Origin of the sequence: Chitinophaga rhizophila (assembly GCF_019492185.1) — a bacterium.
Classification (GTDB): Bacteria; Bacteroidota; Bacteroidia; order Chitinophagales; family Chitinophagaceae; genus Chitinophaga; species Chitinophaga rhizophila.
In genome coordinates this window covers 272,926-288,306 of sequence record NZ_JAICCF010000003.1, presented here as the reverse complement: position 1 = coordinate 288,306, position 15,381 = coordinate 272,926, and the positions used below count along the sequence as shown (strand labels likewise).

The following is a 15,381-nucleotide window of genomic DNA, read 5'->3' as shown; positions in this document are numbered from 1 at the left end:
ATGACTATCAAAGAAGCACAGGAACAAATCGACGGTTGGATCAAAACCGTTGGAGTAAGGTATTTCAGCGAACTGACCAATATGGCTATCCTGACAGAGGAAGTCGGGGAAGTAGCGCGCATCATGGCTCGTCAATATGGAGAACAATCTTCTAAGGAATCTGACAAAAAGAAAGAACTGGCTGATGAGCTGGCAGATGTGATGTGGGTATTGCTATGCATTGCTAATCAGACAGGTATAGATATGACCGCAGCCCTTGAAAAGAACTTCGAGAAAAAGAATATCCGGGATGCTAACCGTCACAAAGACAATGAGAAGCTTCAATAAAGGCAAGTTTTTTGTTAAACGATTCATATGAAGATCCCGGCAACTATCAAAACCTACTGGCAGATTCTGAAGCAGACTGTCAATGACTTTATGGAAGATAAGGTGCTTAAGCTGAGCGCAGCTTTATCTTATTACACCATCTTTTCCATCGCTCCCATGCTCATAGTGATTATTACACTGTGTGATGTATTTCTAGGGAAAGAAGCCATAGAAGGCAGCGTATATGGGCAGATCAATGACATGGTCGGAGATGAAGCCGCCCTCCAGATACAGCAGATGATCAAAAATGCTGCTTTATCCGGCGATTCCACCTGGGCAACCATCATCGGTATCGTCACTCTGTTAATCGGTGCCACGAGTGTATTCGGTGAAATACAAGACTCTATTAACTTCATCTGGCAGTTAAAGGCCAAGCCCAAAAATGGCCTGGTTAAAATGCTGCTGAACCGTTTACTATCCTTCTCTATGGTGGTCAGTCTGGGGTTCATTCTGATGGTATCGCTGGCTATGAACGGTATTATCGAGTTATTCAGCCAGCAGCTGGCAAGGTTATTCCCACAGGTCACCATGGTACTGGTATATATCGTTAACCTGGCGTTGACGTTCCTTATTATCAGTTTCCTGTTTGCTATCATCTTCAAGGTATTGCCCGACGCCAAAGTGAAGTGGAAGCACGTTATTGTGGGCGCGGTTACTACCGCCATTCTGTTTATGATTGGTAAGTTTGGTATAGGCATGTACCTGGGTTCCAGTAAGGTGGGTACTGCCTACGGGGCCGCAGGATCTATCGTTATTATCCTGCTGTGGGTGTATTATTCAGCTATAATCCTGTATTTTGGGGCCGAATTTACCCAGGTATATGTACAGCACTTCGGAGGTAAGATCAGACCTAACGAATACGCTGTGTATGTGAAGGAAGTGCCGGTAGAAACAGACGAATTGCCGGTAACTACCCCTGTGGACAAAGAAAAAAGGTAGTTAACTGCTTCCTTTAATTCCGAAAACCCTTATTATATTTGCGCCACTATGGCTACAGATCAGAACCAATTCCAGGCGATAATCTCGCATTGTAAAGAATACGGCTTCGTATTCCCGTCCAGTGAAATATATGACGGCTTAAGCGCCGTATATGACTATGGCCAGAACGGAGCACAGTTAAAGAAAAATATCCGCGATTACTGGTGGAAAAGTATGACCCAGATGCATGAAAACATTGTGGGGATAGACTCCGCTATATTTATGCATCCTACCATCTGGAAAGCTTCCGGTCACGTTGACGGATTCAGTGATCCGATGATCGACAACAAGGATAGCAAAAAAAGGTATCGTGTAGACCATTTGATTGAAGCGCATGCAGAGACCTTGCCTGAAGGCAATGGGGATGAGCTGATCCGCAAAATGAATGAGCTGCTGGCTGCAGATGATCTGGCCGGACTGAAAACGCTGATCGAAACTTATAATATCAAATGTGCAGTAAGTGGTACAACTAACTGGACAGATGTTCGTCAGTTTAACCTGATGTTCTCTACACAGTTGGGTAGTGTGACAGATGAAGCCAGTGAAATCTATCTGCGTCCTGAAACTGCACAGGGTATCTTTGTAAACTTCCTGAACGTACAGAAAACGGGCCGTATGAAGATTCCGTTTGGTATCGCACAGGTAGGTAAGGCTTTCCGTAATGAAATCGTTGCCCGTCAGTTCATCTTCCGTATGCGTGAGTTTGAACAGATGGAAATGCAGTTCTTTGTACGTCCTGGCACACAGAAAGAATGGTTCGCCTACTGGAAAGAAGAACGTCTGAAATGGCATAAGAGCCTGGGTGTTGATCCAAACAAATACAGGTTCCATGTACACGACAAGCTGGCCTTCTATGCAGATGCAGCAGAGGATATTGAATATAACTTCCCGATAGGCTTCAAAGAAGTAGAAGGTATTCACAGCCGTACTGACCATGACCTGGGCAGACATCAGGAGTTCAGCAGAAAGAAAATGCAGTACTTCGATACAGAAATTAACCAGAACTATATTCCATACGTAATAGAAACGTCTATCGGTCTGGATCGTATGTTTCTGTTAACCATCTGTGATGCATATGCAGAAGAAGATCTTACCAAGGATGGCAAAGAAGACAGCCGTGTGGTAATGAGATTCCCGGCTAAGATCGCGCCTGTGAAGCTGGCCATATTCCCGCTGACTAAAAAGGACGGCCTGCCGGAATTAGCCAAAGAACTGATGGATAAATGTAAACCGGCATTCCATTGCTTCTACGAAGAAAAAGATGCGATTGGTAAACGTTACCGCCGTCAGGATGCCATTGGTACTCCATTCTGCGTAACGATCGATCACCAGACCAAAGAAGACGGTACTGTCACTATTCGCCACCGCGATAGTATGGAGCAGGAAAGGATTCCAATGGATAAGGTGAAAGAACTTGTACTCAATAAGATCAACGAATAGTTGTTCAACTTATATCTTAAAAAGGCCGCATCTCGGATGTGGCCTTTTTTTATGCCAGGATGGCAGTTTAATTAGATAGTTGCTTGTTCGTCGCTCGGCCGTCGCTAGTTCGAAGCTTGTTCGAAGCTTGTTCGTCCGGGCCATAGGCGACTTTATGGCAGGAAATAACCCAGACTCATCCATATAGCTCCTGGTGGATGTCGTGTTTATCATATCCAAGGGCCAGTATGCGGTGTTTAGCTTCATCAATCATATTTTTCCAACCGCAGAGGAAGAAATGTGCAGGCTGACGATGCACCAGCTCTTCATAAATCAGGTGAACATATCCCTTACGGCCCTGCCATCCGTTATCATCCCGGGATAGCGTGGGCATATAATGAAAATCTTTCAACTCTTTTTCCAGCTGCCACATTTCCGAAGCGTAAAGGAGGTCACATTGCTGGCGGCAGCCGTATATGAGGTGAATAGGCGGGTGTGGCAGGTCATGCGCTTTGATATACTGCGCCATTGCCCGGAAGGGAGCAATGCCGGTACCGGTACAGATCAGGAAAAGGTCTTTGTCCAGCTGATCGGGCAGGGTAAAATGGCCCAGGGGCCCTTTCAGTATAAGTTCACTCCCCTCCCCTATATGGTTAAACAGGTAATTGGTACCTGCGCCTCCTTCCAATAATACAATGACCAGCTCAATGACGTTACTGTCATCAGGTGGCGATGCGATTGAGTAGCTACGCCAGCGTTTATTCTTTTGCTCATGTATGGGAAGATCGAGGGTGACAAACTGCCCTGCTTTGAAACTGAAGCGCTCCATCTCCGGTAGCTGTATCCAGAACCGGCGTGTGTTATGGGTTTCCTGTACGATACGGGTCACCAGCCCCTTATACCATTGGTCCGCCATTTGAGTGGAATTTAGTTATACTAAATATAACCATTTTCGTCCGGAAACAGTTTACCGCATTAGCGAGTGGTGTTGACGGAGGGATAACACTAATTACGTATCTTTGCAACCCTCATGAATATACAGGCTGTTTTACAACTGTACCAGCGAGATTCCCGCCTGCAACAGCTGGTGAAAGGGATACATTTGTCCGATCCACAGTATTTTCAATTAACAGGTTTAACAGGAAGTGCCACTACGTTCGTAGCTGCGGGAGCTTGGGAGCTGGCCAATTCCGTTAACCATCTTTTTATTCTCAACGATAGAGAAGAGGCTGCCTATTTCCATAACGACCTGGAGTCGTTGACGCAGGCGCTGGATATCTTCTACTTTCCGGACTCTTTCAAGAAGGCCGGCTATTTCAACGAGATCAACAGTAGCCATAGCATGCTGCGTACGGAAGCACTCATGAAGTTCTCCGGCGATACCGTGCATAAGAAAGTACTGATTACCTATCCGGAAGCACTTTGGGAGAAAGTAGCGGCATCTGTTGCCTTTACGACCAACATGGTGCAACTGAAGGTAGGCGATGTACTGAAAGTGGATGAACTACTGGATAAACTTGTTAGCTGGGGTTTTGAGTACACCGACTTCGTGTATGAGCCGGGACAGTATGCATTACGCGGAGGTATCCTTGATATTTACTCTTTTGGTAACGAAAAGCCCTATCGTATTGAGCTTTTTGGGGAAGATATTGACTCTATCCGCCTCTTTGATCCGGAGAGTCAGCTCAGTGAGCGTAAACTGACGCAGGTAACGCTTATTGCCAATATGGATACGCAGGGAGTGAAGCATCAGAAGGCTTCTCTGTTGGAGTTTCTTCCTGCCAATACAGTCGTGTGGATGAAAGATCCCGGATATGTACAGGACGTAATCCTGCAGATGGAAGAGCGGCTGGATTCATTTCTGCAGACCGGTCAGCCGGTAAAGACGGGTGATGACGAAACCATCACACTTACGGAAGAAGACTTTATAAAGGCGCATCCTCTGATGCAGGAGTTGCTGCGTAGACATTGTATATTATTCGGCAGCCGTCAGTGGTGGCAGGATACTAACAGGTCTTTTACGCCGCTCAACTTTGAAACGCAGGAACAGCCTGTTTTTAACAGGCAGTTTGATATGCTCATCAAAGATCTGGATACGCATAACAAGAACAAATATACGCTGTTTATCTTCGCAGAAAATGCACGTCAGCTGGAAAGGTTGCGTAGCATCTTTGAAGATCTGAAAGCAGATTTCACCTTCTACCCTATCCCTTCGCCTGTCAGCCATGGTTTTATTGATCATTCGCTGAAGCTGGTATGTTATACAGACCACCAGATATTTCAGCGTTATCATAAATATAAGGTCAAGCAGGCGTACAACAAGAATAAGGCAATTACCATGAAGACCCTGCGTGAGTTACAGGCAGGCGACTTTGTAACGCACATTGATCATGGCGTAGGGGTATATAGTGGGTTACAGAAGATTGAAGTAGGCGGAAAGATGCAGGAAGCTATCCGTATTATCTACAAGAACAATGACCTCTTGTATGTGAATATTAACTCCCTGCATAAGATCAGTAAATATTCCGGTAAAGAGGGTGTAGAGCCCCGTGTGAATAAGCTTGGTAGTGATGCCTGGGATAAGCTGAAAGAGAAAGCAAAGACACAGGTAAAGGATATTGCAAAAGATCTGATCAAACTGTATGCAGCACGTAAAGCACAGGAAGGGTTTGCGCACTCTGTAGATACCTATCTGCAAACGGAACTGGAAGCATCATTCCTGTATGAAGATACGCCTGACCAGAGTAAGGCTACTGCTGATGTAAAAAGAGATATGCAGTCACCTGCACCAATGGACCGCCTGGTGTGTGGTGATGTGGGCTTTGGTAAGACAGAGATTGCAATACGCGCTGCCTTTAAATCCATCGTAGATGGTAAGCAGGCTGCAGTACTTGTACCTACTACTATTCTTGCATTCCAGCACTTCAAGACTTTTGCTGATCGTCTGAAAGACTTCCCGTGCACTGTTGACTATCTGAACCGTTTTAAATCAGCCAAAGAGAAAAAAGAAACACTGCAAAGACTGGCTGAAGGAAAGATAGATATCATTATCGGTACACATGCACTGTTAGGTAAAGAAGTGAAGTTTAAAGACCTTGGTGTACTGGTAGTGGACGAAGAACAGAAATTTGGGGTATCTGCTAAAGAAAAGCTGAAGCAACTGAAAGTAAACGTTGATACACTTACGCTAACGGCAACACCTATACCGAGAACTTTACAGTTCTCATTAATGGGAGCCAGAGACCTTTCAGTAATCAATACGCCACCGCCTAACAGGCAGCCGATAGAAACAGAAGTACATGTCTTTGATCATGACCTGATACGCGATGCGATATACTATGAAACAGAGCGTGGCGGGCAGGTGTACTTTGTATACAACCGGGTGAAAGGGCTTGGAGAAATGAGTAGTCTGATCAAAGGACTGTGTCCTGATCTTTCTATTGCTACCGCGCATGGCCAGATGGAAGGTCATCAGCTGGAAGAAGTAATACTTGACTTTATCGATCGTAAATACGACGTACTGGTGTGTACCAACATTGTCGAAAGTGGTGTGGACATTCCGAATGCCAATACTATCATCATCAACAATGCACACCACTTCGGATTAAGTGATCTGCATCAGTTGCGTGGCCGTGTAGGACGTAGTAATAAAAAGGCATTCTGTTACCTGTTAGCGCCGCCTATCAGTACGTTACCGGGCGACAGCCGCAAACGGTTACAGACACTGGAACAGCATAGTGAGCTAGGGAGTGGTTTCCAGATAGCAATGCGCGATCTTGATATCCGCGGAGCCGGTAATCTGTTAGGTGGAGAGCAAAGCGGATTCATGGCAGAGATAGGCTTTGATATGTATCAGAAGATATTGGATGAGGCTATCCGTGAACTCAAGCAGAACGAGTTTCGGGATCTCTTTAAGGAGCAGCTGGAAGAGAAGAAGGACTTTGTCAGCGACTGTACCATCGATACAGATATGGAAATACTTATCCCGGATAGTTATGTGGAAAGTATTCAGGAGCGTCTGAATCTGTACCAGGAGTTAGATAACATCATGCTGGAAAGTAAACTGCAGGATTTTGAGACGCAGCTGCAGGATCGTTTCGGCCCTGTGCCTGAACCGGTAAAAGACCTGTTCTGTATGATCCGTTGTCGTTGGATGGCCATTAAACTGGGCTTTGAGAAAATGATGCTCAAGGATGAGAAGCTTCGTTGTTATTTCATCAACAATCCTGATTCACCTTATTTTGAATCGCCTACTTTTAATCATATTCTCACATATCTGCAAACCAGAGTAAACAATGCAAAACTGAAACAGGTAGGTAAGAATTTTATTCTGGCGGTAGACAGGATAAAGTCGATGAGTGATTTGTATGACTTCCTGAAGAATATGGAAGATGCAAGGAACAACTAGGATGTATAGTTCCGGGATCGGTATGTGAAGAGCGATATGGAGCGCAGGTCAGCGATAGGTGTAAATAGCCTTTACACGTAATGGTATTAGACATTCCGGTTTAAATAGAGAAGCAGTCGTATGATCAGCATACGACTGCTTTTTTTATATTGAAGATCTGTTCGTGTTAATTATTCAAGGCCAACATACCGTGTTAGTTTTTCCTTCCGGATATAATGGCTTGTAGTACTACCGACGCAGCTACAAACAGCAGGCCCACATAGAAGGATGCATTTACCTCTTTGCCCTCAGCAAAGAAAATAAAGGCGATGACGATCGCATAAATTGGCTCCAGGTTGAAGCTTAGGTTGACAGTGAATGCTGATAACTTCTTCAGTGTTTCTGCGAATATGACGTATAACGCTACAGTGCAGCGTAGTGATAGTAGTAACAGGTAGATAGTGTCTTTCATATCGGGTACAAGCCTGGCAACGGGGAAGAAGTGCAGGTATACCGGCATTAAGATACCTAATCCGACTGTACCTCCGATCATCTGGTAATAGTTAATCAGTTTACTGTCGTACCTAGCAGTTCTTTCTGCTGCCGGCAGCGTTTATGCTTACCTTACAATGGTTACAGTTCCCTGTCTGCTGAATGCTCTTCCCAGGTAATCCTTCCCGCTTATCATCCATACATAGGAGCCTGCAGGCATAGGTTGGCCTTTGTAGGTACCATCCCATGTGCCGGAGAGAGATTGTGTGCGGAATAGTTCCTGGCCCCATCTGTTCCATACGCAGAAGAAATCCAGTTGGGATACACCGGGTGAGATAGCCCGGAAAACGTCATTTAAGCCATCATTATTGGGCGAAAATGCTGAAGGTACATAGAAGTCCGGGCCAGCATAAACTTTCACATTTACGGTATCTAAAGCGATGCAGCCCTGGGGGGAAGTTACAGTAAGATGGTATGTCTGGTCGCGGGTAAGCATTGCTACCGGGGCAGGTGCGTAGGGATCAGTAAGACCTATGTCGGGTGTCCAGCTGAATTGGAGATTGTTACCGGTAGTAACAGCGTTAAGTTGTAATGGTTGACCACGGGCAATGAGCGTATCATTGCCAGCAAAGAGATTAATATCCGTGACAGTCACTGGCACATATACCGTGTCGCTGAAACAGCCTTTATTGCTGACAGCATGTACCCCCGTCCGATAGTCGCCGCCTTCCGGATAGATATAGTCGGCGTGCTGGCCAGTTTGCAGCTGACCATTGCCGAAGTTCCAGTACCATCCGGACAATGGGATGGCTGGAGTAATGTCAGTGCCTGAGAAGGCGATCGGTTCTCCGATGCAGACATTTTCTCCTGTTGCTGCGATTGCAGGGGTTGGATATACATTTGCAGTTTTAGCGGTATCAGCGCCACAGCCTTCGGCAGTCATCACTTGTAGTTGTATGGTGTAAGTGCCGGTACTGGTGTAATTGGCGGCCGGAGTGGATGACTGATCGGTTGTACCGTTGCCAAGGTCCCAGTTCCATTGGGTGATAGTGCCAAAGTCTACCTGCGTGTTGTCCTTTATGGTTATAGCACGGTCAGTGCAGAGGGAGTCATAGCTGAAATCGGGTATTGGATAGCTGCTAATCGTCAGATCCTGTTTCATAGTATCAGATATGCATCCGCTGTTGTCTTCGATCACCAGTTTAACCTGGTACTTGCCTGGCCGTGGATATTGGTGTGGCGGAGGATCAGCTAAGGCGGAGGTAGATCCATCTCCAAAGTCCCAGCGCCAGCGTGTAATGGTACCAAATGAGCGGGAGTCATCAGCAAATACGATGGGTGAGCCGTCACAGAACAGCTGGTTATTGTCAAACTGTAGTTCAGGACGAAGGGCTGCGCAGAACTGTTGTTTGTTGGAGAAGCCGCCCGTAGCAGCGCCAAAGCCCCAGTATACCATTGGGTCTCCGCTGAATACGTCGGCAACAAGGTCTTTTTGTATGCTTAAACGGATAGAGTCGTCAATACTGACGGTAAGTTGTTTGGTAACCGCATCCCATTTGATGCGGAAGATGTGCCAGTTACAGTCTTCAATATTATCACTGTTAGCCAGGGCAGTGACCGGGCCAGCCAGGTTGTTGGCACTACTGTGAGAGATGTCGCCATTGATCTGGACAGATACATGGTCATAATAGGGATCGCCGTCATCTGTGTTCTGCCAGGTATCAATAATGACCCCGAGAGAAGGACGGATGTTCTGAAAGCCTACGCCCTGACCAGTGGCACCCAGGTTAGTACCTTGCGTTTGGAGAATAAAGCCTATGCCATCGGCACCGTCCTGGTCTTTACAGCCAAGATTGACATCAAAAAAGTAATCAAATGAGTTATTCAGGCTGACTTTATTTTTATTCCATACAGTACCGCTTGATGTGAGCTGATCTTCAGTAAGTACATAACAGTTGCAGGTACGTTGAGTGGCTGCCCCGTTTAGTATATATGGCGTTTGTAGCTGAGCGGTTGCTGGTGTATAGGATAAGAATAGAAGCCATGACAATCCTGTTAAAACCAACAATAACCGGGTCATAGGCGTTATACTATGTCAGTAAAATAAAAAAAATAATCAGTGTAACATATCGGAGATTGATACGTTAAAGGCAGATATCCCATATATCTTTAATCGTCAAGTGTTGAGGGCTGGTATACTGGGAAAATATTTTTTTATGCCTTTATGGAATCAGTATATTTTATCGCATCATATAGGCAAATACGGAAACAAATATTCATTTTAACAACAAATCACAACAGTATGAAAAAGGTAATGTTTTTACTGGCCGGCTTATTCGTAGCTTCTTTAACACAGGCACAACAAACTGATAATAAACCTCCGGTTAAGAAGATTGAAGTAACAGGTTCTGCAGAAATCGAGATCACTCCTGATGAGATCTATCTGGACATTTCTCTGCGTGAATTTAAAAATAAAACTACCAAGGTAGAGATAGGTACACTGGAAGCACAATTGCAGAAAGCAGTAAAAGAGGCGGGTATACCTGCAGGAGATCTGACTATTTCCAATGTGTTTGGTACCAATTATGACCAGTGGTGGAGCAAAAAGAAGAAAGATCCTGATTTCATGGCACGTAAGCAGTACCGTCTGAAACTGAGTAATCTGGATAAAGTGAACAGCATCCTGGGTGCTGTTGACGATGAAGGTATTGAAAGTGTAAATATCAGCAGCTACACACACAGCAAAATGGAAGATTACCGCAAACAGGTAAAAACAAAGGCTTTACAGGCTGCAAAAGCAAAAGCTACTTACATGCTGGAAGCAATCGGTAGTTCAATTGACGGTGTACTGGAAGTACAGGAAATCAACACAGACAACTACGCAGATGTACAGCCTGAAATGATGGCAGTAAATTCCTTTGCCCGTGTAGCAGCAACTGATGCAGCACCTAATCCTTCTGCATTCAAGAAGATTAAAGTTCGCGCTGAAGTAAGAGCGGTGTTCTTCATCAAATAGTTTTTCACTATCGTATAATAGTAAGGGAGCAGGCTATGTCTGCTCCCTTTTTTATTAGTGGTCACTCTTATCATTTGCTGTCCCGCGCCAGCATGTTTTCTTTGCATAGCGCTTACAGGCTTCGCTGCTAGTTACTCCGGTCCCACCATACCCTATCTGTTAATTTTGCTGTCTGTAACGCCTGTGGGTTTGCAGTAATCTCGTTCAGCGGATACAGGAATCTGCGTGGCAGACTGGTAACTGTATTGTTAGGGATCATCTGTAGAAGCGGGAAACCTGTACGTCTCCAGTCTGTATAGTTTTCTATAGACAGGAAGTTGGCTGTTGCCTTTTCTTCAATAATCAGTTGTAAGGCATTGGCAGCCGTAAGTACCCCTCTTTTTGCCAGAAATGTTTGTGCGGCTGCGCTGTTGGTATCAACGCCGAGTTTTACCAGGTTGCCTGCAACAGCTTGTCTGAATACAGGTTGCGCAGCCGTATATCCTGCGGTGATATAAGTGGCTTCGGCTTTTAGGAATAAGGCTTCAGCAGCATTCAGTATATATACTTTGGAAGCGATGCCGCCATAAAAGCTGCCGGCTACAGAGTAGTCCTGCAATGCGCCAGCGCCTGATCCAATGGTATTCCCATTGTATTTACCGGTATTTTCAGCTTTGCTGACAAGATACGGCAACCTTGGATCCGCATGCATTAACAATGAATCTACATAACGGGACGAGAGCACCAACGTAGATGTATTATAGAAGTGCAGGTACCAGGCGTTGGAAGAAGTAGACGTACCATTATAGCTGAATGCACAGTCATCATCATTGCTGCTCATACCATTGGTAAGAGCGGTTAAGGCAAGATCAGCCTGTGCTGCTGCATTATATCCTGGTGCTTTGGTAAGATGCATATAGTAACGGGCCTTTAGTGTATAAGCTACTTTTACCCACTTATTCATGTCTCCTGCATAGTAATAGTCATCGGAACCAGGTGTATTCCCCTGATCTGACTGTAACAGAGGAATAGCAGCATCCAGCAGCGCCTGAATACTTTTGTAAATATCCTCCTGTTTATCGTAGGTAGGCGTTGTATTGCCGGTGCCGGTAAAGCCTTGAGAGTACGGTATATCTCCCCATAGTGCAGTGGCTGTGCCGAGAGTGTAAGCGGTTAATACTTTCGCAACGCCTGCGTATTTAGGATTACCATTTGCAGTAGCCTGTTTGTCAAGTATACTCAGGTTATTGAGCACAACTACGTACATAGAGTTCCAGTAGTCATCAAAGGTTGAACTGGTCACCATATAATTGGCCGTGTTAGGCATGGGTTGATTTGGTACACAGTTCTGCATCCATTGGTTGACCAGTGTAGCAGCATTGCCAGCTGCAATATATTGCGAGACGCCTGCTTCCAGTGGAGCCAGCAGTAACGCTTCAGATACATCTGAAGGTACGTTTGGATTGTCGTTCACATCAAGGAACTTGCTGCATGCAGACAGTGTGAAAGCTGTCAGCATAGCTATGATGATGAATGGTCTTTTCATAATAAATGAGTTTACTAGAACGTGAATTTTAGCGTGCAGTCAAAAGAGCGTGCTGTTGGTGCAGAGAAGGTGTACACACCTAACCCGCCGTTGCCAGCGCCCCAGGAGTTAACTTCAGGGTCGCCTCCTGTGAATGATGCATCTTTATGTATCCAGAGATTACGTCCCGTGAGTACAATGGATGCATCTTTGAAGGGAATGCGGTTAGAAGCCCCTTTCCTGAAGGTGTAGGAAAGACTTACGTTACGTAGTTTGATATAAGAGGCGTTCTGAATAAATGCTTCTGTAATACCACTGATCTGTTGAAAATATGCCTGTCCGGTTACTACCTGTTTGTTAGGTGCTCCGGTCGCATCGCTCACACCTGCTACCACCCTGTCTTCTCTCTTTTCAGTCTGTTTGGAAGATCCGTAGTATAAGCCATAGCCGTCATCAGAATTGAGTACGTATCCGCCCTGCTTGGTATCAAAGAAGAAGCTCAGATTAAACTGTTTGTAACGTAGCTGATTAGTAATACCACCAATCCAGTCGGGCGTAATATTACCTACTGCTTCAAATTCTCCGGAAGCATATGGCAGACCTGCGTCATTAATACGTAACTGTCCATCGGCGGTGCGCGCATATTTAGTACCAAACAACAGTCCCCATGGTTCTCCGTTTTTAGCGTAAATTCCTCCTATACTTGTTTGCTGCAGGTTGCCGCCAATCTCCTCCACACGTTGTCTCAGCCTGGTATAGTTAACAGTGACATCCCATCCGAAGTCTTTCATTCTGACTGGTGACAGGTTCAATAATACTTCTATTCCTTTGGTGGACATTCTTGCAGAGTTGATAGTTGTACTTGCATAGCCGGTAGAATTAGCCAGTGAGATGTTTTCAACAATACCCTGTGACATACGTCTGTTGAAATAGGACGCTTCGATGCCGATTCTGCTGTTCAACAATTTCATTTCAAGTCCCAGTTCATACTCTTTCTGTAGTTCGTTTCTCAGGTTAGGGTTACCAAGAGAACTACTGATCAGGAAGCCGTTTCTGCCATTGTAAGGGAAGGTAAGATTACTGCTGGCATCACCATAGATAATAGCCTGGTAGTAAGGAGTGGTTGTTGCATATGTTTTTACGTTGTCATTACCCACGGTAGCATAAGAAGCTCTTATCTTACCGAAGTTGATAGCTTTTTTCAGTCCTTCATGCTGGAATAGTTCAGAGAAGATAAATCCGCCTGCTACTGATCCATAAGGATAATAGTTGTTTTCTTTGGATAATACAGAGCTGCCATCATATCTGCCGGTAAGTGATAATACAAGCATGCGGTTATAGTCTAATTCTGCCTGGGCATAGAAGCCTACCTTCCTACGCAGGTATTCGGTGCCGGTGTAGGTGATAGCTGAGGCACTGGCCATGTTGTAATAGCCTGGCTTTGCCAGTCCGAGACCCAATACGGTCATAAAGTCTCCGTGTTCTGAATACACATTGTTACCAAGCATCAGACTTACGTTTGTTTTATTAAACTGCTTTCTGAGCTGTACAATGAAGTCGTGGTTGAACTGTCGGAAATTCTTATTGGCATTATAAGTCAGCCCTGTTGCATACGTGATGTCATTCATGTTCACATGATACGTTTGCTGGTCGGTATAGATATCTGCGCCAGCTCTTTCTGTAATTGAGAGCCATTCAAACGGACTGTATACTAATGTGAATACTGGCAGGAATCTGTTTACTACGGTTGTATTCAGGATATTATCCAATACCCAGTAGGGGTTGTTACGGCTGTAGCGGTACAGGCGTTGTGTTCCATCATCGTTGAGGTACGGTTTAAGGTTGTATGACACAGGTGCAGTAAATACCGTCCATAATGGTGATTCCAATCCATAGCCTTCCGGCACTTTCTTATTATTGGCGCTGGAGTAAGTGAGCTGAAAGGTCGCATTGAGCTTATCCAGGATCTGTGTGCTGTATTTGGCAAATGTACTATGCCGCGCATAAGAAGTGACCGGAATAGTGCCTTTCTGATCGAAATAGGAGTATGACATGAAGTAGTTGGATACCGGCCCTCCTCCTGACACACTGATGGTGCTGTTTGAAGTAACGCCTGTCTGGAAAAATTCATCCAGCGGGTGATGTGCCGGTACTTTCTCTCCATTACGGGTAAGTGTATCCATACGTGGTCCCCAGGAGGTACTGCTTTTCTGTGTTTCTCCGTCGAAGAACACACCTTTATCTCCCTGTGCATACAGGTATTGCCGGTCAGGATAAATTGTCTTTTCAAATGAAAGGCCGGAAGATAGTGTTACGGTTGGTTTACGACTGCCTGTTCCTTTTTTGGTAGTGATGAGCACTACGCCACGTGCGCCGGCAGAGCCATACAATGCGGTGGCCGCAGCACCTTTCAGCACATTGACGCTTTCTATGGTAGCAGGATCTATGTCGGCCAGCCGGTTGGTACCAGAACCACCATTGTAGGTGCCACCACTTTCATCATTGTTGATAGGTACACCGTCCATTACAAACAATGCCTGGTTTTCTCCGGAGATAGAAGTAATACCGCGAATGACTATACGCGCTGAGCTGCCCGGCATACCAGACGAGCTTGTGATTTGTACACCGGCTACTTTACCGGTCAGCGTATTCAGTACATTGGGTTCTTTTGCACGTAATATTTCATCGCTCTTTACTTCCTGTGCGCTAAAGGTGAGATTTCTTTTTTCTTTTCTCACGCCTAATGCGGTGACTACTACTTCATTGAGGTCGCTGGCGTTTTCTGTCAGCGTGATAGTAAATTGTTGTTCACTGCCAATGGGAACTTCCCTTACTGTGTAGCCTACGGCGCGTATAACCAATATGGCATTAGGGGGTACTTCCAATTTAAATGAGCCATTCTGCGCAGTAGTTGTTCCTTTGGTTGTTCCTTTGATAATAACAGAAGCAAAGCTGACGGGTTGTTTCTTTTCGTCGGTCACTGTCCCTTCTATTCCCCTGGTCTGAGCAAAGGCAGAGGAATAGATCAGCAGTCCCGCGAGCAACGCCAGCAGGTTAGATACGTTTCTTTTCATACAACGAGATTAGATATTGGTTTTTGTGATTTCCCCTCTAAATAACTGATCCCGTCATCTGCGCAAATGACTTATATAGATGTGTACCCAAATGTAATATTGGAAGGGGGCTAACCTTTTTATGATTCTTGACTATCTATAGACG

Annotated in this window: 10 protein-coding genes; 5 read left to right on the top strand and 5 right to left on the bottom strand. The window is 45.3% G+C overall.

Annotated features, from left to right (window positions below):
* From K1Y79_RS15685 to K1Y79_RS15675, 3 genes are read left to right on the top strand one after another with little or no spacing between them, the layout of a single operon-like run.
* Window positions 1–327 (top strand): nucleotide pyrophosphohydrolase, encoded by a 327-nt coding sequence (locus K1Y79_RS15685; RefSeq protein ID WP_220251115.1) that lies wholly within the window; start codon window positions 1–3, stop codon window positions 325–327.
* Between the two features lie 27 nt (window positions 328–354).
* Window positions 355–1,305, top strand: coding sequence for a YihY/virulence factor BrkB family protein (locus tag K1Y79_RS15680; protein WP_220251114.1), 951 nt, complete (start codon window positions 355–357; stop codon window positions 1,303–1,305).
* A gap of 48 nt (window positions 1,306–1,353) precedes the next feature.
* Complete coding sequence (locus K1Y79_RS15675) at window positions 1,354–2,784, top strand: glycine--tRNA ligase (RefSeq protein ID WP_220251113.1); 1,431 nt, start codon at window positions 1,354–1,356, stop codon at window positions 2,782–2,784.
* A 175-nt stretch (window positions 2,785–2,959) separates the two neighbouring features.
* Here the strand turns inward: K1Y79_RS15675 and K1Y79_RS15670 are convergent, their stop codons facing one another.
* Complete coding sequence (locus K1Y79_RS15670; protein ID WP_220251112.1) at window positions 2,960–3,679, bottom strand: ferredoxin--NADP reductase; 720 nt, start codon at window positions 3,677–3,679, stop codon at window positions 2,960–2,962.
* Between the two features lie 114 nt (window positions 3,680–3,793).
* On the opposite strand from K1Y79_RS15670, the gene mfd reads away from it, so the two are divergent.
* Window positions 3,794–7,171, top strand: a complete 3,378-nt coding sequence (mfd, locus tag K1Y79_RS15665; RefSeq protein WP_220251111.1) for a transcription-repair coupling factor — start codon at window positions 3,794–3,796, stop codon at window positions 7,169–7,171.
* A gap of 193 nt (window positions 7,172–7,364) precedes the next feature.
* Here mfd and K1Y79_RS15660 read toward each other — a convergent pair whose 3' ends face one another.
* Window positions 7,365–7,760 carry a DMT family transporter gene (locus K1Y79_RS15660; protein ID WP_262903175.1) on the bottom strand — a complete coding sequence of 132 codons (396 nt, stop codon included), beginning with the start codon at window positions 7,758–7,760 and terminating at the stop codon, window positions 7,365–7,367.
* 9 nt (window positions 7,761–7,769) lie between these two features.
* Complete coding sequence (locus tag K1Y79_RS15655; RefSeq protein ID WP_220251109.1) at window positions 7,770–9,722, bottom strand: lectin-like domain-containing protein; 1,953 nt, start codon at window positions 9,720–9,722, stop codon at window positions 7,770–7,772.
* A 222-nt stretch (window positions 9,723–9,944) separates the two neighbouring features.
* Here K1Y79_RS15655 and K1Y79_RS15650 point away from each other — a divergent pair, with 222 nt between their 5' ends.
* Entirely contained in the window at window positions 9,945–10,658 is a 714-nt protein-coding gene (locus K1Y79_RS15650; RefSeq protein ID WP_220251108.1) for an SIMPL domain-containing protein, read from the top strand.
* A gap of 127 nt (window positions 10,659–10,785) precedes the next feature.
* On the opposite strand, the gene K1Y79_RS15645 is transcribed toward K1Y79_RS15650, so the two are convergent.
* Together K1Y79_RS15645 and K1Y79_RS15640 are read right to left on the bottom strand one after the other, a co-directional pair.
* On the bottom strand, window positions 10,786–12,183 hold the full coding sequence (locus tag K1Y79_RS15645; protein WP_220251107.1) for a SusD/RagB family nutrient-binding outer membrane lipoprotein: 1,398 nt from the start codon (window positions 12,181–12,183) through the stop codon (window positions 10,786–10,788).
* A gap of 14 nt (window positions 12,184–12,197) precedes the next feature.
* Entirely contained in the window at window positions 12,198–15,236 is a 3,039-nt protein-coding gene (locus K1Y79_RS15640) for a SusC/RagA family TonB-linked outer membrane protein (RefSeq protein ID WP_220251106.1), read from the bottom strand.
* Window positions 15,237–15,381 lie beyond the last annotated feature (145 nt).